Here is a 19,296-nt window from a genome sequence, read left to right on the forward strand (position 1 = left end):
GTGATCAGGGTGCAATCGAAAAGAACGTCAGTGCCCGTGGTGTCACGTGGACGTAGTCGCTGTCACGTTGCTCGTCGGAGGTGTTCCGATAGACGTGGCCACACACCATCCGGTCCAGGAAATAGCCATCGAATTTTTCGCACAGGCTGTCGCTCCGCACCTCGATAACGCCCGTGATGCTGGTATTCGTGCTGCGATAGGCGGTATTTCCGGCTTTGTCGAAATATTGCATGAAATCGGTGCCGTTCTTGTGTTTTCCGGTCCAGCTCTTGCCGTCGACGAGATTGCGCAGGTCCGCCTCGCCGAGCCTGTCGGCTTCCTTGCCCATAAAGCCGAAGGGCCATTCGGGAATGCCGGCCTTTCGCAGCCCCGCCAGATGACGTTGCAGGTCACCATCGCGCCAGTAGTCGTAGAGATAGCTGTAGTAGGAGAGGTTGCTTTCCGGAAAAAGCTCCAAGAGCTTTGCCGTCTCCACTGCGGCCCGGCTTTCGTTGCCCTGGTCGGCGTAGGCTGCGGCCAGATATTCACGCGCCGGCTCAACTTTCGGCAAGGTGTCGAGCGTCGACTCCAACAAGGAAATCGCTCGCGGATCGTCGCCCGCGGTGTAAAAGACGATCCCGGCCAAGAGTTGAAAGCTTGGCGCGGGCGAGGGATCCAACCGCAAAGCTCTCTCGATTTCGGCTACCGCCTTTTCTCGACTTCCTGTGTGAACGAGAATAAGCGCGAGGTTTGCGGCCGCTTCCGCATCGTTTGGCTGCGTCGCGACCGCAATATTGGCCGAATTCCTTGCCTCGGCCTCTCGGCCGTCAACCCACTGCAACAGGGCGAGCACCGTATGCGCCCGGGCGTTGTTGGGATCCAGTTTGAGGGCCTGTCCGGCGGCATCATAGGCGATCTTGCGAGCGACGGCGGCCGACCAGAGATAATTGTAGTCATTGCGCCACACATCCACGGCCACGCGTGCAACTCCCGCGTGAGCATTGGCAAAGCCCGGATCGAGATCGATTGCTTTTTGATAGAAGGACAGGGTGCGGCGATAGGTGTCGACATCCCTGTAGATGAAACCCTCCTGCTCGCCCCTCATGTAATAGTCGTAGGCTTCGAGATTTTCGGTCGGTATTCGCGCCAACTGGTCGCGCTCGTGCGCGCTGAGCTTGACGGAAAGGGCCGAGATGATCTTGCCGATCACATCGTCCTGAACGACGAAGAGGTCGGCATATTGGCGATCGTAGCGTTCGGCCCAGAGCGAGAGGCCGCTGACTGCGTCGATCAGTTTGACATTGATCCGCAGCCGTGACCCTGCGCGCTGCAATGTGCCTTCCAGGACGTACTGAACACCGAGTTCGGCAGCGACGTCCTGGATCTTGCTGACGGAGCTCTGGATGGCGAAAACCGAATGGCGCGCGATGACAAAGAGACCGGACACTTTGGACAGTTCGGTGATGAGGTCGTCAGTCAATCCCTCTGCGAGATGGTCGTGCTCGGTGTCGCCGCTGACATTGATGAATGGTAGAACGGCAACCGAGGGTTTGTCCGGCAGCGGGTAAGCGAAACGTTGGACAACCTGCGTGTGTTTTGCGAGCGGCCAAGGCTGCCACCACAGCGCCGCACCGGCAAGAGCCAGGACAACGGCCGCAGCTACGCCCGCAACAAGGCGGCGAGGTGACAGGCGCTTGCGAGTTTCGACCGTTTTTCCGGCGGCACTCGGGTCAAGCAGGACGCGATATACCCTGACCGGCTCGGCGATGCTTTTTACCCGTTGCTCGCCGAGCGAAGCAAAGCCAACCGGGACTTTCGATTTCACCTGATCGTATGTCGTGCCGGAGATGGCGATGCCGCCGGGTTCTGCCAGGACTTGTATTCGATCCGCAATATTGACGCCATCCCCCTGGATGTCTTCCCCCTCGACGATGACGTCGCCGAGATTGATGCCGATTCTGAAATCCAGCCGGAGATTCTCGGGCGCAGCGGCATTGTTGACGCCCATGAGTTGTTGAACCTCGACCGCACAGCGCAACGCATCGACAACGCTGTGGAATTCGACCAGCAAACCATCGCCCATGGTCTTGACCAGACGGCCGTGGTGACGATCGAGCGCAGGCTCGAAGACGTTATTCTGATCCGCCTGGAAACGCGCGCGGGTACCCTCCTCGTCGGTGTGGCTCAGGCGGCTGTAACCGACGACATCGGCGATCAGGATTGCTGCAAGACGGCGCTCCATCCCGGTCTTTCTCGGAGGGCGATGTGTTACGGTCAATATCCTACAGCAGGTCCCGCGACGAAGCCATCGCCAGGTCTGAGCGATATCATAGCCGCCCCGGGTGATGATTTTGACGCCAGAGGCTTCAGCGTGGACCGCGAGCCGGTATCCGTCCCATTTGATTTCTACCACGCCCATTCGTCGCCCGAACGCGGCTTTTGCTTGAGTGCGGCAAGTGCCGGTTCCACAAGGGCAGGCATGGGATCAAAGGGGAGGGCCAGCTAAGCGGGATTACGCTTGCGGACGGGCGGCTTTGCAGCGGCCGGCCATCATCGCGAAGCAACGGCTTGGATCGAGAAGGGCGCGACGGCGTTTTAATCATCACAACATGACAGCACCAATTCGTTTAAGAGTCTCCCATGGACCGTTTCGACCAAATCAGAACCGCTATTTTCGCCCAACTCCGAACACTCAAAGCCGACCCATCCACGCCGATCAACCTCTTGGACATCGGTCCCTCGCTTGTCGCAGCCGGTTTCGAGCAAAACGAGATCGTAAGCGCCCTTTTCCAGCTCGAGGAGATCGCTTTGATGCCGGCGAACCGGATCAGGCTCAAGACGTCTCTGTAGCCTCCCCACGCGGCTAGTCTCGACCTGCGGGATCCACCCAAATTTGGTCGATCTCAGACCTGTGAACATGGTTTCTACTTACTTACCGTAGGTGAAGCGAGTGTATATATGAGCTATACGGAATAGTCCGTAGTCTAGGGGAAGAATAAACATCATGAAGAAGTTTGCATTGGCAGCATTTCTCTCGCTGCTTGCCACATCGGCGTTCGCTGGCGCGACTATGACCAACAACGACAACGCGAAGTCGAACGGTTCGACCATCGGCCAACTATCGTCTCAGGTCAAAGGCAATGGCGACTGGGTCGGGGGCAATGGCACGGGCGCCGGGCCGTATGGCGCTGGCGACCAGACCAACGCCCCTGGATCTCGCGCTTCCGAGGTGCACTCGCAGCAAGATAAGAAATAATAAGAAGAGAGCGGTCGGCAGCATCGCTGCCGACCTCTCGATATTTGAAGCTTATCTGTTGACCGCCTTTGTCTCTCCCACTGCCAGACGATCCCTTCAAGTGGCCTAGTGCTTGGCGTGGCTGAGCTGCTCTACTGAGAGTGTAGCCAGGCGGTTCTCTTCCTCGAGGGCCCGGCGTGCGAAGGCGGCGAGCTCCTGTAGGGCTTGGGTTGCTTCGTTCGGCAATGGCAAGCCATGGGATGTCTTCCTGACAGTGAGGCTGCTATTCCGGTTGATAAGCGCAGGCAGCACTGTCGCAGTAAGCTGCGGGTTTGTCCTGATGGTCTGCAGGAAATTCCGGGCTCTCCAATGAGCAGCATCGATCACGACAAAATGAGATCGATGTTGTTGTTGTGAACGGTGGTGCGGAATAGAAAATATTCCGGAAGGTACACTGACTCGGCTGGTCGGGTGCTCCAAGCGCCAGCATCGCATTCCAGGATTTGTTGCGGTCGCTGTAACAAAAAGCGTTTCGGATTCGTAGCTGGTAAGGTGCCATGCTGATTTAGGTGCGGAGCAAGAACGTGTTAAACAGACGTCGCCTACTTCTGGATGCTGGAGTTGCTGCGATCGGTTTGCGGCTCGCGTTCACAGGCGTCAGCGCAAACGCTCGCGAAACGTTTGCCGTTACACACACAGATAACGAATGGAAGAAACTGCTGACGGCTGACCAATTTGCGGTTCTTCGACAGGCGGGAACCGAAAGGCCGTTCACGAGCCCGCTGCTTCACGAAGAACGCAAGGGCAATTTCGCCTGCGCAGGTTGCGAGCAGAACGCCTTCGCTTCGAGCACGAAGTTTGACAGCGGCACCGGCTGGCCGAGTTTCTGGGCGCCGCTTGACAATAGGGTCATCGGCACGACGCGAGATACCACGCTTGGAATGGTACGTGAGGCGGTCCATTGTGGCCGTTGCGGCGGACATCTCGGGCATGTCTTTGACGACGGGCCAAAGCCGACTGGCCTGCGCTACTGTCTGAATGGGGTCGCGTTGAAATTTCATCCGGCTTCGGCCTGATCAAGGGCATAGACGATGATCCTGTTTGCGCCGGCAGACGATGCATCCCGTCGTTCGAAGCTGGCTGGTCCGGGAGATACGTTTGAAATCCGCTTTCTCGATCCTGGCGTTCAGGCTTGCAATTCACTTTCGGCTGAGAGGAAATCTCTATGAACGAGCTTCAGCAATCACGTCAGCGTCAACGTCCCGTGCACTCTATCGCTCTTGGCGCGGCCGTCATGCTGGCGGCATATTCGGCATTTTCCTTCACCCCGTCCGCGGCGGAGGAGGCACGCATGATTCCGGCTCCTGCAGTGGACGAACGGGCAGCGTCAGACAAAGAGACTGCCATTTTCGCGGGTGGGTGCTTCTGGGGCGTCCAGGGTGTCTTCCAGCACGTGAACGGCGTCATCAGTGCAAAGTCAGGGTATGCGGGCGGAAACAAGAACACCGCCCAGTACGAGATGGTGAGCAACGGCGATACCGGTCATGCGGAATCCGTGCAGGTCGTCTTCGACCCGAAGCAGGTGAGCTACGGCCGCCTCCTGCAGATCTACTTCTCGGTCGCACACGATCCGACCGAACTCAACCGGCAGGGACCCGACACCGGAACGCAGTACCGATCTGCCCTGTTTCCGGCCAACGACGAGCAGGCGAAAGTCGCAAAGGCCTATATCAGCCAGCTTAATCATGCCGGTGTCTTCGATGCTGCGATCGTCACCAGGATCGAACCGGGCACGTCATTCTACGCAGCCGAGAATTATCATCAGGACTTCCTGACAAACAACCCGACCTATCCCTATATAGTGGTCAACGATCTGCCTAAGATCGAAAACCTCAAGAAGATTTTCCCGAAGGATTATCGCGCCAAGCCAGTTCTCGTTGCAAACGCCGGATCGAATTGATGGCGGCGGGAACGGATCGGAACGATAGAACACCAGGGATGCTAAATGGAAGGAAGTTCGATGACAACTGAACGCGCAGTTCTCGCCGGTGGTTGCTTCTGGGGCATGCAAGACCTCATTCGTCGCTATGATGGCGTCATTGCCACTCGCGTCGGCTACACCGGCGGCGAGGTGGCCAACGCGACCTACCGCAACCACGGCAATCATGCAGAGGCCATCGAAATCATCTTCGATCCCTCGAAAATCGCCTATCGCGATCTTCTGGAGTTTTTCTTCCAGATCCACGATCCGACGACCATGAACCGTCAGGGCAATGATCGCGGCGCGAGCTATCGTTCGGCGATATTCTACACCGGTGGCGAACAGAAGCGTGTGGCAGAAGAGACGATCGCCGATGTAGAGGCCTCCAATCTCTGGCCAGGTAAGGTCGTGACTGAAGTGACGCCGGCCAGTGATTTCTGGGAAGCCGAACCGGAGCATCAGGACTATCTGGAGCGTATTCCGGACGGTTACACATGCCATTTCGTTCGGCCAGGCTGGAAGCTGCCGAAGCGTCAGGCATCGGGAGCAGTGCGTCAGGCCTCGTAAGCGGCTGCAAGGGGAGGACGAGCCTGCCGTCCTCCTTTCCGATCGGACAGGTCAATTGTGTCCGGTCGTATCCTGCCCTCGTTCGTCACTCTTCCCATTGGGCGGCCAAGATTTTCATGGTCTGACGGTGCATTTGCGCTCAGGCATTGCGCGAGGGTATCGCTTCCCCGGCGAGATTATCAAGGTTCTTCCGCGTGCCGGTCACAGCCATTTTTTCGACGAGGCCCGTGGTCAGCGATGCAACGTCCCGACATCGATGAAAACCAGGCATATCTCGCGCGAAACCGGATGTCTCCACCGGGCACAAGGTGTCGCGACCGTGCGCTCTCATCAGGTCACCGCCCGAGGAAAAATTATGTCGACTGGTCGCTGTCCTGGCGGGTCGATGCTGGCAAGACGTTGGCAATTGCAGGCGGCAACCGTCGGATGTAGGAGGGTGCGGAATTTCTCATGGGCGTGCCGCTCGCCGGCCTGCAACCCTTTGATCCATCACGCTCTTTAGGCGTTCGTGCCAGCAAAGGAATAGTCAATGAACGGGTCATCAGCTGTGAACCGCCATTTTGGCGGGTAAGAAATTCGAATTCAAAACGGGGAAAATGGGACGGTTGGATCTGACGGGAGGAAACAGGTCAAGGCATCAAGTCACCCGAGATGCGTGGGCATGGTCCCGATGGACGAACGCCAAACGCGTCTATCGGGTGATGGAGCCGTCTTTCCAGCATAGGCTCGCCAGACCCAAAAATTCGTTTGGCACGATCATCATCTGCCCGATCACCTTTTCACCGAGCCTTCCACCACCTCGGGGCCGAGAGCCTTGCCGAGCGCTTTGACACCATTGTCAGGCAGTCGCAGGAGGCCGTTGGTCATACCTTCCTTCCACGAATCCCCACGATCCCATGCCTCCGCCCAAGCATCGGCCAGCTCGTCGCCGTGGCGCGTCTCTATGAGTGCTTCGAAGAGCAAGCCCGCCTGCAATAGGTCTTTGTCCGCTTTCACGCGTCCCAGCGTGTCGGTGAGCCTTCTGGAGGACACGATCAGCTTATGGACGGCATACCGTTCGGGAGCGGGGACTAGCACGTTCACGCCTTCGCGGTGGAGAAGCACCGTGCGGACAGGCTCATAGATCAGGTAATCGAGGAACCGCAGGTTTTCCGCCGACGCGCCGCCGAGGGCGGGCATGGGCGACGGCTTCCCCGTGTGTTCGTCCGATCCCCGGTTTCCCGTCAGGAATTCCACCCGGTAGCCCTTGGTGTTCTGGAAGGCGACCACCTTGGCTTTGTCCGCTTGGTGCGGAACCGCCCGAAACTCGGGATCGACCGATTGGAGGACCTCCAACACGGGCGGCAAACTGTCTTCGACCCCGGCTGAGATCGCGAAGTCCTGCGCGAAATCCGCATCGCCAGTCTGCATTGCCGCCGCGGGCAACCGGACCCCCAGCATCCCCGCATAGGTGCTGAATGCCACCGACCCTATCAGGACAGCTCGCAGTCGGAACAATCCGGCGTCGGCGAGGGCTTTTGTAACGTCGCCTGCAAATTGATCGGGGCCGGGGAGGCCAGCACGGCGCAGCGTGCTGACCATGCGCCTCCGCTCCCGGATGTTGTCCTTAATCGCCTTGTGGGCCTTCACCCGCGCCGTGATTGCCTCGTCGCTGTGTGGACCGACATAGCTTCGCTTGTCCTTTCCCTCGGGAGTAGGGAGATCGAAATACCAGTAATCGCGGGCCTTCACGGTGACGGTTACGAACCATCCCTCCATGGGAAAGTCTGCTGCGAATTGTGCGTCGAGCGTCCGCTGCGCCAACTCCGCGAACATCGTCCGATAGCTGATGTCGATCTCTTTCATCATTGGCATTTCTTCCTTCTGGAGTGCGGCAGCTCTCGGCGACAAACTCGGCTCCGTTCATTTTCACAGGGCGTTATAAGTCTCTGCCACTACCTTATAACTCGCCCCTCTAATGTCAACGTTATAAGCTTCTGCCAAAAACTTATAACAGAGCCCACCTGATGCTATGGCACAACAAAAAAAACCGGTTCTGAACTGACCCCGTAAAGTTGGACGGTTCATGGATGATTTAAGGTGGGTCCTTTATTTCACGGGGCTCAGCCCTTTGAGTTTCAACCTGATGCGCTCGATGTTGTAACATCGCCCAAAGCATGCCACGCAAGGGAAACTGCTTCGACAACGCAGCCATGGAAAGCTTCTTCGCACCACATGAACAGGTTTGCATGGGCATGATCGCGCAGGCGCCTGTGGGCCTGGGCCCGCCCTCGTCGCGTTCGACGGGATTGAGCTTGTTGGTGGGGTCGCCCTTGATGTGCGAAATGGCAGCTAGCCATCAGATGCAGGACTAATCCCGAACCGGGCTTCTCACTAAGGCTGCTGAAGTGCGTTAACGTCGCTGAGCAATTCCATCATATGGGCGCGAGCCGTTTCCGGCTCTCGCCTGGCGATCGCCTCGTAGACATCCTGGTGACGCCTGATCCAATGATCGTCGTCACGCGTCGTATTCGCGAGATCGATCGTAAACACTTGTCGAAGCGCGGTGGAAATCAGCGTCCCCAATGCCTGAAACAAGGTATTTCCGGTGGCAGCCAGGATTGCCTTGTGGAATGCCAGGTCGTGTTCGATCATTTCTTCGCAGTTCGAGGCGAGCGCCATGCCGAGGAGCGCATGCTTCATGCGCTGGTGATCCTGAGAATTTGAGCGCCGCGCAGCAAGTTCGGCGGCACTCGGCTCAAAGTAGGCCCGGAGTTCGTAAAGGTCCTGCCGGGCTTTTCTATTGTGCCCGGGGCTGTCCAGTCGCCATTCGAGGACCTGCGGGTCGAGAAGGTGCCACGAACTGGGCGGCATCACGCGTGTCCCGCTTCTCGGTATGCTTTCCAGAATGCCTTTCGCTGACAGAATTTTGACTGCCTCCCGAATAACGGTTCGGGACGTTCCAAACTCGTCGCAAAGAACCTGCTCGGGTCCTATCAGCGAGCCGGGGGGTGACTCTCCGCTGATTATTCGCCGCCCCAGAGCATCCACTACGACGTCATGGAAACGTTCACGATAGGAGCTTCCGTCATCATCTTCCGTCTTTTTCATTTCAGATTCCCCATCGTCGCCACCTTACGCTCTAAAGCGCTAAAGGCAGCGGTTCAAGATGTCGTAATGCTCATAAAATGGCGCAGACAGTGAAATCGCCGCCCCAAACAAGTTGGAATTAGGGGGCAGCCTATCCAAAATCAGGGGCATTCGAGGGTGCGCGTCGACCGTCCGCAGGGCCGTTGCCCGTCCAGCAGGAAGCCCGGCTGATTATGAAACTAATCATCATACAATAACTTGACTGATGCGATGAAATACCCTAGTCCGATTGTTGCGACCTGGGAGGCAGGTCGATTAGATTTTTTGGGAGAGAAGAATGCGCGTATTTAAAGCAGCGATTCTTGCTGGCACGCTTGCCGTCATGGCGGCGGGATCAGCGTTTGCCGAGGATGTGAAGATCGGCTTCATCGTCAAGCAGCCAGAGGAGCCATGGTTCCAGGACGAATGGAAATTTGCAGATCAGGCGGGCAAGGAAAAGGGTTTTACCGTCGTCAAGATCGGCGCGGAAGACGGTGAGAAGGTGCAGTCTGCAATCGACAACCTCGGTGCGCAGGGCGTGCAGGGGTTCATCATTTGCACGCCTGATGTGAAACTCGGTCCGGGTATCGTCGCTAAGGCGGCAGCCAACCAGCTCAAGCTGATGACGGTTGATGACCGGCTCGTGGGCGCCGACGGCAAGCCCCTTGAAGATGTGCCGCATATGGGCATCTCCGCCACGAAGATTGGCGAGACCGTCGGACAGGCGATCGCCGATGAGATCAAAAAGCGCGGCTGGGACATGAAAAATGTCGGCGCGATCCGCGTCTCCTACGACCAGCTTCCTACGGCTGTCGATCGTGTCGAAGGTGCGATCTCTGCACTGAAGGCTGCCGGCTTCCCGGCTGCCAACATCTACGACGCCCCGCAGGCGAAGACGGATACGGAAGCGGCGCTCAACGCGGCAACGACGGTTCTCAACAAGCATTCGGACGTGAAGTACTGGGTTGCGTTCGGTCTGAACGACGAGGCAGCGCTGGGTGCCGTCCGGGCTTCCGAGAGCGTTGGAATTCCAGCAGATAACGTGATCGCCGTCGGTATTGGCGGCGCGGAGTCCGCGATCAACGAATTCAAGAAGCCGTCTGCAACGGGGTTTTTCGGGTCCGTGATCATTTCGCCGAAGCGTCACGGCTATGAAACCGCGCTCAACATGTATGACTGGATTGCCAACAACAAGGCGCCTGAAAAGCTGACCCTGACTTCGGGTTCGCTGGCGCTGCGCGGTGACTATGAGAAGGTCCGCAAGGACCTTGGAATCCAGTAATCATTACCAGGATCATCCCACCCGGCGGCGCGCGACGTGCCGCCGGGTTTTCTCGGCGGAGTGATGATGGCCTTCCTAGAATTTAATGGCATTTCAAAAGGTTATCCTGGGGTCCAGGCGCTTTCAAATATTTCCTTCAGCGTTGGGAAAGGGGCCGTTCATGGCCTCATGGGCGAAAACGGTGCGGGCAAATCCACTCTCATCCGGATTCTCTCTGGCGACCAGTCTGCCGATAGCGGCGGCATCGTCATTGACGGAGAAGAGCAGAAATATGGCTCGGTTCGCGATGCCTTTCATTCCGGCGTCGTCGTCATTCACCAGGAATTGCAGCTCGTACCCGAGCTGACCGTTGCAGAAAACCTGTGGCTTGGGCGGTTCCCGGCAAAGGGCGGCGTCATCAATGGAAAGACGCTGGTCGAAACAGTGAAAGCCAAGCTCGATGAAATCGGTATCGAGGTGGATCCGTCGGCAAAGGTTTCGTCGCTTTCCATCGGCGCACGGCAGATGGTGGAGATTGCCAAGGCGGTCATGCTCGATGCGCGGGTGATCGCGCTCGACGAACCCACATCATCGCTTTCCTCCCGTGAAAGCGAGATCCTGTTTTCCATGATTGCGACGCTCAAGACCAAGGGGACAGTCATCCTCTACGTCTCGCACCGCCTCGACGAGATCTTCCGTCTCTGCGATAGCCTGACTGTGCTGCGCGATGGCAAGCTTGCCGCCCATCATGATCGGGTCGCCGATACGTCCCGCGAGCAGATCATCGCCGAGATGGTCGGTCGCGAGATCAGCAACATATGGGGCTGGCGGGAACGCTCGCTTGGCGACGTACGGTTGGACGTCAAGAGCCTTTCCGGCTCAAGATTGGCCGATCCGATAAGCTTCTGCGTCCGCAAAGGGGAGATCCTCGGTTTCTTCGGCCTCATCGGGGCCGGGAGAAGCGAGATGGCACGGCTGCTCTATGGCGCCGATCACCGTCGACAGGGAACCGTCTCGATCGACGGTGTTGGCGTATCTCCCAACAATCCGAAGGCGTCAATCAACGCCGGCATGGTACTTTGCCCCGAAGACCGGAAATTTGACGGGATCATTCAGGGTCGCTCGATCGAGGAAAACATCGCCATTTCCTCTCGCCGGCATTTTTCCCCCTTTGGTGTTCTGAGCCTGAAAAAAGAGGCGGCGGTCGCAGATCAATTCATCGCCAAACTGCGAGTGCGGACACCGTCACGCAAGCAGGACATCATCAACCTATCGGGCGGCAACCAGCAGAAGGTCATTCTCGGCCGCTGGCTTTCCGAGCAGGGCGTCAAGGTTCTCGTCATTGACGAGCCAACGCGCGGGATCGACGTCGGCGCAAAATCCGAGATCTATGACATTCTCTACGAGCTTGCGGCGGGCGGCATGGCGATTGTCGTGATTTCGAGCGAGTTGCCGGAGGTCATGGGCATCTCCGATCGCATCATGGTCATGTGTCAGGGAAAGGTCGTGGCGAATGTCGCCCGCCCGGAATTCGACGAGCGCAGCATTCTGACGGCGGCGCTGCCGGACCGAAACGCTGCGGGCGTAATCTAATCAGGAACTTTAAGTGATGAACTCGTTGAAAAAAATCCTCCTCGGCGAACAAGGTCTTGTCGTGATCTTCGCGCTTGCGTTCGTCGTCGTCTCGCTTCTCGTGCCGAACTTCCTGACCGAACGCAATATGCTCGGGCTCCTGCAATCCGTCGTCACGATCGGGATCGTCTCCTGCACGATGATGTTCTGCCTCGCTTCCCGCGACTTCGACCTTTCCGTCGGTTCGACCGTCGCCTTTTCCGGAATGGTGGCCGTCATGGTCTCGAACGCCACTGGTTCTATTCCGCTCGGCCTGCTGGCTGCGATCGTCTGCGGCGGCATTGTCGGCTTCGTCAACGGCATCGTGATTGCCAAGTTCCGCATCAATGCTCTGATTACCACGCTCGCCACCATGCAGATCGTCCGCGGGCTGGCGCTGATCGCTTCGGACGGCCGCGCGGTTGGAATTAACGATCCTGCCTTCTATCAGCTGGCGCTGTCGCGGTTGCTGACCGTTCCGACGCCAATCTGGATCATGATCCTTCTCTTCATCATCTTTGGTTTCATCCTCAACCGCACGGTGTTCGGGAAGAACACTCTGGCGATCGGCGGCAACCCGGAGGCATCGCGTCTTGCCGGCGTCAACGTCGTCAATATGCGTATCTGGATCTTCGCCCTTCAGGGCATCGTCTGCGGGATCGCCGGCATCCTGCTAGCTTCGCGCATCACCTCCGGACAGCCGAACGCTGCGACCGGACTGGAGCTTTCGGTCATCTCTGCCTGCGTTCTCGGCGGCGTTTCCCTTGCGGGCGGAAGAGCGGCGATGACCGGCGTGATCGTCGGCGTGCTGATCATGGGTATCGCGGAAAACGTCATGAACCTGCTAAATATCCAGGCATTCTATCAGTATGTCGTGCGTGGCCTCATCCTGTTGGTCGCCGTCCTCCTGGACAACCTGCGATCTTCCGCTGCGGGGCGGCGCGGGTGATCAAGGGCCGCTGCACGGACAAGATCGGGAGCTGGTATCAGCGTCTCGCTATCTTGTCTGAGCAGTGCGCTCGCCCAGTCGAGGCCGTGGGACGCAAGGCAGGTATTCCATTCCGCGATATTGGGATGCCGGATCGCCGGCTGTGGTCGCGGATTTAGCGGTCGTCAGGTTTCAGCTTTGCATGCCGTCAGAGCCGGCGGTACTGCGAGACAGCATCCGCCAAGCGGCGACATTTGGCGGATTGAAGCGGCTTGTGCCAGGTGAGACCCTGCCGGGAAGAACAGAGATTTGCCTGTCGCAGACACGGGCGTTAGCAAGGAGAATTGAAGATGGCCAACCGGCTAGTCGGCAAACGCATCCTCATCACTGGAGCGGCGCAGGGCATTGGTCTTGCCATAGCCAGGGCCTGTGCCCGGGAGGGAGCCCGCCTTTTTCTCGTCGACAGGGATGCGGCGCTTTTGAGAGAAACTGCGGACGCCTTGCGAGCAGATGGTGCAGAGCTTGGGAGCCTGGCTGCGGATATCACCGATGCGAGTGCTATCGCGATCGCGGTCAAGCGCGCTGGTGATGAAATCGGTTCGCTGAACGCGCTCGTGAACAATGCGGGGGTCAACGTCTTTGCAGAGCCTTTGAAGTCGTCCGATGAAGATTGGGATCGCTGCTTCGACGTCAATGTTCGCGGAGCATGGAATTGCTGCAAGGCCGTGCTGCCGGGGATGATCGAGCAAGGCGGCGGCGCAATTCTCAATATTGCGTCGACGCATGCCTTCACCATCATTCCGCACACGTTTCCCTATCCGTTGGCAAAGCATGCACTTCTCGGCCTGACGAAGTCGTTAGGGATCGAATACGCATCAAAGAACGTTCGCGTGAACGCGCTTGCTCCCGGCTATGTGCTGACGCAGAAAGCCACGGAATACTGGAACAGCTTTCCCGACCCTGTGGCCGCCGAGGCTGAGACCATGAAGCTTCACCCGGCAGGGCGCATCGCGACCTCGGAAGAGATTGCAATGGCTGCGGTCTTCATGATTTCCGACGAGTGCCCTTTTATGAATGCCACCTGCCTGACCGTCGATGGCGGTCTGAGCGTCCAACAGCATCCATAGGACGGCGATCAGGTTGAGCCTGCGCAGGTTGCTCCGTTCCTTCTAATCTACGCGATTTTGGTATTATCGAGTGCCTCAAATCCACGAACAATATCGCGCCTGACCTGGGCCAGGCGCGGAGTCTTGGATGAGCTTAGAACGCGCGCTGCAGCCGGAAATAGCCGCTCGTCACGTCGGTGTCGACATCCGGATCAAGGTATTGAACCGAAGCCTTGGCGTAAAAGTTATCGACAATCTGGTATTCAACCGCGACACCGACCTTCCACGCACTGTTGTCCGCGAACTCAGTGCCGCTGATGCCGTAATTGCCGTAGTACTGAACACCCGGGGTGATCTTGAGCCTGTCGGTGGCCTTGATTGCGTACTCTGCTGCGACGGCCCATTCCGCCGCGTTATAGTAGGCGTTTGGACCACTGGCATAAACGGCGCCGAGGCCGAGTGTACCCGGACCAATTGCAACGGTTCCCATGGCGCGAACGGCACCTTCTTCGTTGTCGGTGTCATAGCCGGCAGTCACCTGATATGTGAAGGCACCGGCTTTGCCGCCGACGCCGACAGCAACGCCTACGTTATTCGCAGCTTTACCCTTATAGTACTTGCTATCCTCAAGCTCATCGAGACTGACGCCCGCATAGAAGCCATCGACCTCGTATTGATATCGCAGCGAGTTGTGAAGCGTCGGGCCAGATGCCAGATCGTCGGTTTCGCCGGACAAACCGGCGTCCCACCAGCTGTAGAACAGGCCGGCGCGGATGCCGGCGATATCGAGGTAGGCGGAGTCGAGCTTCGCTATCTGGCTGTTTGCGTTGTCCGCATTGGTCTGAAGCACGATTACGCCCGTGAGGGGACCATACTCGGTATCGCTCTTGGCGGTAAACTGGACCTGACCGCGTGTCGTCGCATCCCAGTCAGAAGTGGTATTGGTCGGGCCGCCGTTCACCTGGAAGCGAACGTAGCCTTCGATTTTAAGGCAGGTTTCAGTGCCCGGGATATAGAAATAGCCGGTGCCGTATGCATCGCAAACGCGCACATACTCGACCGCTTCTGGCTCAGCTGCAGCAACTGCATCAGTAGCGAAAACGCCGGAAATTGGCGCGAAAGCGGCGACAGAGCCGAGTAAAATACTTTTGAAATTCATTGAATGACCCCCACAATGTAAATCTCGGTAGGGTAACAAGGTCTGTCGCTACAGTCCTGATATCCAAACCGAAGGTTGCTGAAAAGCAGCGACGCAACTACGCCTCGGCTCCGGTGGCCACAGTATTTCGTGGGGTGTCTGCAGCAATCCGTCAAATGTGTCACATCGTTTTTGGCGTATGTGCCTCGGGTCGTCCTGAGCCCTCCTTTATTCGCTTTGGAAAGGTGTTTGTGGAATGCGACCGGTGACGGTCGATAGCCCGTCAGTTCGATTGCGACCGCCGCTTGCACGTGATGATCGCGACGAGATCAGATTCGCACCAAGGATGTCGGACTGGGGCCGCTGCAGCACGCGGCCGTGATGGAGGAATCGACCGCTGCGGGCCAGACCGGCGGGTGACCGGAAAGGGCCATGGGGACGCGCTCCGCTGCTTGCGGCTTAACTGGTTCAATCGACATGGTAGGATGCGAGCGATCTGTCAGATCGCGGTGGGGACCGACGATTACTCTATATTGCAGTTTTCAAGAAACTGGGTCGTTTCGCCCAGCAGAACTTGCATATGGGCGCGCGCCGCGACCGGGTCGCCGCGCTCAATCGCGCTTGCGAGTTTCTGGTGGCTTTCCAGATTGTGCGCGAAGGCTCCGACCGTGTGTGGAAAAACGGCATCGAGAATCGATTCGATCGCGTGGCGCAGACTCTGCAAGACGGGGTTTTGGGTCGCTTCCAGAATGGCCAGATGAAACGCCTTGTCGGCCGCGACGGCCCTTCCGGGATGCGTTTGTTCGGCCTCCATCCGGTTGTAGGCTGCGACGATCGCTTTTCGCTGCTCGACGCTCGCCCGTGTCGCTGCGAGCGCTGCCGCTCCTGGTTCTATGATCTCTCTTGCTTCCGCGAAGGCGAGCAATTCCGCCTTGGCAATCCGTCCATTCGAAAGCCAATCGATCAGCTCACCGTCGAGCCAGGTCCATTGCTGACGAGGGTTGACGCGCGTGCCGTGGCGCTGGCGGACAGTGACAAGCCCTTTGGCCGAAAGCATTTTGGTCGCCTCGCGAATCACCGTCCGGCTCACGGAGAATTCCTGCTCGAGTTCTGTTTCAGAAGGCAGCAGTGCGCCGGGCGCGAGTTGGCCGCTTGCTACTCGAATGCCAAGAGCCTCGACCACTGTCTTTGTTCGGTTCGGCTTGCTGCTTTTCATGTCGTTCCCTGTGGCCCGTGCCAGTCACGGTGCGCTCCCACACGTTTTCATCAATGGCACCAAAAAAAGCAAAACGTAACTTGAGAATCAAACATCATATGTTAAACATATGATGTTTGATGAGGCGGAATGCAGTGGCATTCGGCCGCGGAGGAGAGAAATGACAACGGACAACAATGCCGAGGCGATCCGGCGCATAAACTTTCGCATTCTACCTTTCCTGATGTTGCTCTACCTGGTCGCCTATATCGACCGGTCGAACATCTCGGTGGCCGCGCTGGGCATGAATGCGGAACTGCAGCTCACTGCGCAGATGTATGGACTTGCAGCGGGCCTTTTCTTCGCCACCTACATCGTCTTCGAAATCCCGAGCAATATTCTCCTGACAAAGTTTGGCGCGCGTCGATGGATCGCGCGCATCATGATCACCTGGGGTATCGTGGCGGCGGGCATGGCATTCGTGGCCAACGCCCATCAGCTCTACGGGATGCGTCTCCTCCTCGGCGCTGCAGAAGCGGGCTTCACGCCTGGCATTATCTACTATCTCGCGAAATGGTATCCGTCGCGCGACCGGGCGAACGCCATGTCGTTCTTTTACATCGGTGCCGCACTGGCCTCCGTCATCGGTTTGCCGCTTTCCGGCCTGCTGTTGAACGCTCACGGCCTGTTGGGATTGTCCGGCTGGCGCTGGGTATTCCTGATCGAAGGGATCCCCGCGATCCTGCTTGGTTTCGCGGTTCTTCGCTTTCTGCCAGACCGACCATCGGATGCGGCGTGGTTGACGCCGACTCAACAGTCGCGTCTTGAAAAGACGATTGCGACGGAGCAGGCCGGGGCTCCCGTCTCACACAATGCCGCGTGGCATGCCGCATTCACCAACGGCCGCGTGTGGCTTCTTGCCGTATTCTGGTTGCTGCAGGCATTTGGAACGATCGGCATCACGCTGTTCATGCCGCTGATCGTCAAGAACCTTTCAGGTGGCGGAGATCTTGCAGTGAGCCTTCTGTCGGCTCTGCCGTTCCTCGTCGCGTGCGTCTTCATGTTCTTTAATAGCCGGCATTCCGATGCAAGGCGCGAACGGGCGCTCCATCTGGGAATTCCGCTGGCCCTTGCCGGAGGCATGCTGCTAGGTGCCGTCTATGCCGGCAATGCCTATCTTTCCTATGCACTCATCGTATTATCGGTCGGTTTGAACTGGGCCGTCATTCCGATCTTCTGGGCGGTCACGACAGAACATGTCTCCGGTGTCGCCGCGGCGGTTTCCATCGCGCTGATCAACGCTCTGGCAAATGTGGCCGGTCTGGCTCTTCCCCCGGTGATCGGCTGGATCAAGGATTCCACCGGCAGCTATGACGTTGCTCTGACATTGGTTGCGTCAGCGCTGATCATCGGGGGCCTCCTGGGGATGGCGCTTGGTCGGCATCGGACGAGCCCAGTTGCTCAATTTTCCGGTCAATGAGAGAGGGAACGTCCATGACTTTCGATGCAGCGAGCCTTCACGGCATCCATTCGATCCTCTACGCGTTCTTCGATCGAGACGAACGGCTCGACCGAAATGCGATGCGCCGGCAGACACAGCTGGCAATTGATGCCGGCGTGCACGGGCTTGCGGCGTTAGGTCTTGCGACAGAAGTGGCGAAGCTGACGGAAACGGAACGGCGCACTGTCATGGACTGGCTTGCCGAGGACAACGCCGGACGGCTTCCCCTGGCGTTCACGATCTTCGGCACTTCGGTGGGCGAACAAATCGGGCAGATCCGTCACGCGGAGAAGAGTGGAGCCGATTGGGTCATCATCCAGCCTCCGATCGCCGGTACCTTCGGCGCGCAGGAATATATTGACTTCTTCGGCCGTGTTGCGGACGCGACCGATCTTCCCGTGGCCATACAGAATGCCCCCGCCTTCCTTGGGCGCGGGTTGAACGGGGCGGATATCGCAGCGCTAACGGTCAAACACCGCAATATCCGCCTGGTTAAGGCCGAAGGCTCGGCAATCGACGTCAAGGCCTTGATGGATACGATCGGAGGCCGGGTGCCTGTCTTCAACGGAAGAGGCGGCCTCGAGCTTGTCGATGGCCTGCGGGCGGGATGCGCGGGGTTCATCCTGGCTCCCGATATCATCGACTATGCCGTTCGCGCCTATCAGGAATTCCGTGCAGGGGACGTCGAAAAGGCGGAGGCGACCTACACGACGATGTTGCCGGCTGTAACCGCAATCATGCAGGGGATCGAGCATCTCATGTGCTACGGAAAGAGGCTGTTTGCCGCACGTGCCGGGCTAGAGGTTTTCGACCGCGCTCCGGCGATGCGTCCGACATCTTTTGGGGAGGACCTTGTACGCATTCATGCCGGGCGCCTGGGACCGCTCGGCCGTTGAAGCCCAATCTACTATTCCGGCATCGCTCCTGCCTTGGAGCGGTGCCAATTCAGCTTTTGCACTTCCTGCCCTTCGTTGAGCAGCTTGACCATCTGGCCTCTCGCAGCATCCGGCAGCCCGCTCGCGATCGCCTCGTAGACGTCCTGATGCCACCTGATCCAACGCTCGTCATCGGCAGGCGTCCTCTCGAGGCCGACGTGAAAAATGTGTCTCAGCGCGGCAGAGATCAGCGCTCCGAACGCCTGAAACAGTACATTTCCGGTCGCTGCCAGGATCGCGTTGTGGAATGCCAGATCGTGCTCGATCTTCTCCTCGATGTTGGTAGCAAGCGCCATCCCGAGAAGGGCGTGCTTCATGCGCTGGAGGTCCTGGGGGCTCGATCGATGGGCTGCAAGCTCTGCTGCCGTCGGCTCGAACGATGCTCTCAGCTCGTAGAGATCCGCACTGGCTTGCTCGGCGTGATCGCGGCTGCCGAGCCTCCATGCGAGAACCTGGGGATCGAGGAGATGCCAGGAACTGGGATGCGTGACGCGTGTGCCACTGCGGGGTCTGCTGTCGATGATGCCCTTGGCGGAGAGGATTTTCACGGCCTCTCGTATCACCGTCCGTGACGTGCCGAACTCCGCGCTCAAATCCTGCTCGGTTCCAACAGACGCTCCGAAGGCCAACGCACCTCCGACAATCCGTCTCCCGAGGGTTTCAACGACGGCATCATGGAATCGTTCACGGCCCGAACCTGCACGGCCTTCGCCCATTCCGTTGCTCGCGCTTGTCATTTTTGCGGTCCCCG

17 protein-coding genes and 1 pseudogene are annotated in these 19,296 nt (G+C 58.3%); 11 read left to right on the forward strand and 7 right to left on the reverse strand.

Annotated elements, in window-relative coordinates; genetic code table 11:
- Nucleotides 1-4: 4 nt before the first annotated feature.
- Both AC1D2R_RS27070 and AC1D2R_RS27075 read right to left on the reverse strand, forming a co-directional pair.
- Complete coding sequence (locus AC1D2R_RS27070) at nucleotides 5-2,221, reverse strand: adenylate/guanylate cyclase domain-containing protein (protein WP_477972279.1); 2,217 nt, start codon at nucleotides 2,219-2,221, stop codon at nucleotides 5-7.
- 84 nt (nucleotides 2,222-2,305) lie between these two features.
- A pseudogene (locus AC1D2R_RS27075) lies at nucleotides 2,306-2,582 on the reverse strand (non-homologous end-joining DNA ligase); the annotation flags it as partial.
- Nucleotides 2,583-2,619: 37 nt separating this feature from the next.
- On the opposite strand from AC1D2R_RS27075, the gene AC1D2R_RS27080 reads away from it, so the two are divergent.
- From AC1D2R_RS27080 to msrA (AC1D2R_RS27100), 5 genes are all read left to right on the forward strand, one after another.
- Nucleotides 2,620-2,829 carry a hypothetical protein gene (locus tag AC1D2R_RS27080; RefSeq protein ID WP_477972224.1) on the forward strand — a complete coding sequence of 70 codons (210 nt, stop codon included), beginning with the start codon at nucleotides 2,620-2,622 and terminating at the stop codon, nucleotides 2,827-2,829.
- 154 nt (nucleotides 2,830-2,983) lie between these two features.
- Nucleotides 2,984-3,235 (forward strand): hypothetical protein, encoded by a 252-nt coding sequence (locus AC1D2R_RS27085; RefSeq protein ID WP_477972226.1) that lies wholly within the window; start codon nucleotides 2,984-2,986, stop codon nucleotides 3,233-3,235.
- 563 nt (nucleotides 3,236-3,798) lie between these two features.
- On the forward strand, nucleotides 3,799-4,290 hold the full coding sequence (gene msrB / locus AC1D2R_RS27090) for a peptide-methionine (R)-S-oxide reductase MsrB (protein ID WP_477972228.1): 492 nt from the start codon (nucleotides 3,799-3,801) through the stop codon (nucleotides 4,288-4,290).
- A gap of 149 nt (nucleotides 4,291-4,439) precedes the next feature.
- Nucleotides 4,440-5,174 (forward strand): peptide-methionine (S)-S-oxide reductase MsrA, encoded by a 735-nt coding sequence (msrA, locus tag AC1D2R_RS27095; RefSeq protein ID WP_477972230.1) that lies wholly within the window; start codon nucleotides 4,440-4,442, stop codon nucleotides 5,172-5,174.
- A 60-nt stretch (nucleotides 5,175-5,234) separates the two neighbouring features.
- Entirely contained in the window at nucleotides 5,235-5,762 is a 528-nt protein-coding gene (msrA, locus tag AC1D2R_RS27100; protein ID WP_477972231.1) for a peptide-methionine (S)-S-oxide reductase MsrA, read from the forward strand.
- A gap of 771 nt (nucleotides 5,763-6,533) precedes the next feature.
- On the opposite strand, the gene AC1D2R_RS27105 is transcribed toward msrA (AC1D2R_RS27100), so the two are convergent.
- A complete protein-coding gene (locus AC1D2R_RS27105; RefSeq protein WP_477972233.1) occupies nucleotides 6,534-7,610 on the reverse strand; it encodes a nucleotidyltransferase family protein in 1,077 nt (358 codons plus the stop codon).
- A gap of 525 nt (nucleotides 7,611-8,135) precedes the next feature.
- Nucleotides 8,136-8,852, reverse strand: a complete 717-nt coding sequence (locus tag AC1D2R_RS27110; protein ID WP_477972235.1) for a FadR/GntR family transcriptional regulator — start codon at nucleotides 8,850-8,852, stop codon at nucleotides 8,136-8,138.
- A 316-nt stretch (nucleotides 8,853-9,168) separates the two neighbouring features.
- On the opposite strand from AC1D2R_RS27110, the gene AC1D2R_RS27115 reads away from it, so the two are divergent.
- From AC1D2R_RS27115 to AC1D2R_RS27130, 4 genes are all read left to right on the forward strand, one after another.
- A complete protein-coding gene (locus AC1D2R_RS27115; protein ID WP_477972237.1) occupies nucleotides 9,169-10,152 on the forward strand; it encodes an arabinose ABC transporter substrate-binding protein in 984 nt (327 codons plus the stop codon).
- A 66-nt stretch (nucleotides 10,153-10,218) separates the two neighbouring features.
- The gene (gene araG / locus AC1D2R_RS27120) at nucleotides 10,219-11,724 is read left to right on the forward strand and encodes an L-arabinose ABC transporter ATP-binding protein AraG (RefSeq protein ID WP_477972239.1); all 1,506 of its coding nucleotides are present in this window, start codon (nucleotides 10,219-10,221) and stop codon (nucleotides 11,722-11,724) included.
- Nucleotides 11,725-11,740: 16 nt separating this feature from the next.
- Nucleotides 11,741-12,691, forward strand: a complete 951-nt coding sequence (gene araH, locus AC1D2R_RS27125; RefSeq protein WP_477972241.1) for an L-arabinose ABC transporter permease AraH — start codon at nucleotides 11,741-11,743, stop codon at nucleotides 12,689-12,691.
- Between the two features lie 329 nt (nucleotides 12,692-13,020).
- Entirely contained in the window at nucleotides 13,021-13,797 is a 777-nt protein-coding gene (locus AC1D2R_RS27130) for an SDR family oxidoreductase (protein WP_477972243.1), read from the forward strand.
- A 133-nt stretch (nucleotides 13,798-13,930) separates the two neighbouring features.
- On the opposite strand, the gene AC1D2R_RS27135 is transcribed toward AC1D2R_RS27130, so the two are convergent.
- Together AC1D2R_RS27135 and AC1D2R_RS27140 are read right to left on the reverse strand one after the other, a co-directional pair.
- Nucleotides 13,931-14,935, reverse strand: a complete 1,005-nt coding sequence (locus AC1D2R_RS27135) for a porin (protein ID WP_477972245.1) — start codon at nucleotides 14,933-14,935, stop codon at nucleotides 13,931-13,933.
- 502 nt (nucleotides 14,936-15,437) lie between these two features.
- Nucleotides 15,438-16,130 carry a FadR/GntR family transcriptional regulator gene (locus AC1D2R_RS27140; RefSeq protein WP_477972247.1) on the reverse strand — a complete coding sequence of 231 codons (693 nt, stop codon included), beginning with the start codon at nucleotides 16,128-16,130 and terminating at the stop codon, nucleotides 15,438-15,440.
- 160 nt (nucleotides 16,131-16,290) lie between these two features.
- On the opposite strand from AC1D2R_RS27140, the gene AC1D2R_RS27145 reads away from it, so the two are divergent.
- On the forward strand, nucleotides 16,291-17,589 hold the full coding sequence (locus AC1D2R_RS27145; protein ID WP_477972249.1) for an MFS transporter: 1,299 nt from the start codon (nucleotides 16,291-16,293) through the stop codon (nucleotides 17,587-17,589).
- Nucleotides 17,590-17,603: 14 nt separating this feature from the next.
- Nucleotides 17,604-18,506: a dihydrodipicolinate synthase family protein gene (locus AC1D2R_RS27150; RefSeq protein ID WP_477972251.1), complete on the forward strand. Its 903-nt coding sequence runs from the start codon at nucleotides 17,604-17,606 to the stop codon at nucleotides 18,504-18,506.
- Nucleotides 18,507-18,517: 11 nt separating this feature from the next.
- Here the strand turns inward: AC1D2R_RS27150 and AC1D2R_RS27155 are convergent, their stop codons facing one another.
- The gene (locus AC1D2R_RS27155; protein ID WP_477972253.1) at nucleotides 18,518-19,282 is read right to left on the reverse strand and encodes a FadR/GntR family transcriptional regulator; all 765 of its coding nucleotides are present in this window, start codon (nucleotides 19,280-19,282) and stop codon (nucleotides 18,518-18,520) included.
- Nucleotides 19,283-19,296: the final 14 nt, after the last annotated feature.

Source organism: Rhizobium sp. P1_C7 (assembly GCF_056406295.1).

Bases quoted from the DNA above. Each gene is read 5' to 3' on its own strand.
- AC1D2R_RS27070 (WP_477972279.1), bottom strand. From the start codon at position 2,221: ATGGAGCGCCGTCTTGCAGCAATCCTGATCGCCGATGTCGTCGGTTAC.
- AC1D2R_RS27080 (WP_477972224.1), top strand. From the start codon at position 2,620: ATGGACCGTTTCGACCAAATCAGAACCGCTATTTTCGCCCAACTCCGA.
- AC1D2R_RS27085 (WP_477972226.1), top strand. From the start codon at position 2,984: ATGAAGAAGTTTGCATTGGCAGCATTTCTCTCGCTGCTTGCCACATCG.
- msrA (WP_477972230.1), top strand. From the start codon at position 4,440: ATGAACGAGCTTCAGCAATCACGTCAGCGTCAACGTCCCGTGCACTCT.
- msrA (WP_477972231.1), top strand. From the start codon at position 5,235: ATGACAACTGAACGCGCAGTTCTCGCCGGTGGTTGCTTCTGGGGCATG.
- AC1D2R_RS27105 (WP_477972233.1), bottom strand. From the start codon at position 7,610: ATGATGAAAGAGATCGACATCAGCTATCGGACGATGTTCGCGGAGTTG.
- AC1D2R_RS27110 (WP_477972235.1), bottom strand. From the start codon at position 8,852: ATGAAAAAGACGGAAGATGATGACGGAAGCTCCTATCGTGAACGTTTC.
- AC1D2R_RS27115 (WP_477972237.1), top strand. From the start codon at position 9,169: ATGCGCGTATTTAAAGCAGCGATTCTTGCTGGCACGCTTGCCGTCATG.
- araG (WP_477972239.1), top strand. From the start codon at position 10,219: ATGGCCTTCCTAGAATTTAATGGCATTTCAAAAGGTTATCCTGGGGTC.
- araH (WP_477972241.1), top strand. From the start codon at position 11,741: ATGAACTCGTTGAAAAAAATCCTCCTCGGCGAACAAGGTCTTGTCGTG.
- AC1D2R_RS27130 (WP_477972243.1), top strand. From the start codon at position 13,021: ATGGCCAACCGGCTAGTCGGCAAACGCATCCTCATCACTGGAGCGGCG.
- AC1D2R_RS27135 (WP_477972245.1), bottom strand. From the start codon at position 14,935: ATGAATTTCAAAAGTATTTTACTCGGCTCTGTCGCCGCTTTCGCGCCA.
- AC1D2R_RS27140 (WP_477972247.1), bottom strand. From the start codon at position 16,130: ATGAAAAGCAGCAAGCCGAACCGAACAAAGACAGTGGTCGAGGCTCTT.
- AC1D2R_RS27145 (WP_477972249.1), top strand. From the start codon at position 16,291: ATGACAACGGACAACAATGCCGAGGCGATCCGGCGCATAAACTTTCGC.
- AC1D2R_RS27150 (WP_477972251.1), top strand. From the start codon at position 17,604: ATGACTTTCGATGCAGCGAGCCTTCACGGCATCCATTCGATCCTCTAC.
- AC1D2R_RS27155 (WP_477972253.1), bottom strand. From the start codon at position 19,282: ATGACAAGCGCGAGCAACGGAATGGGCGAAGGCCGTGCAGGTTCGGGC.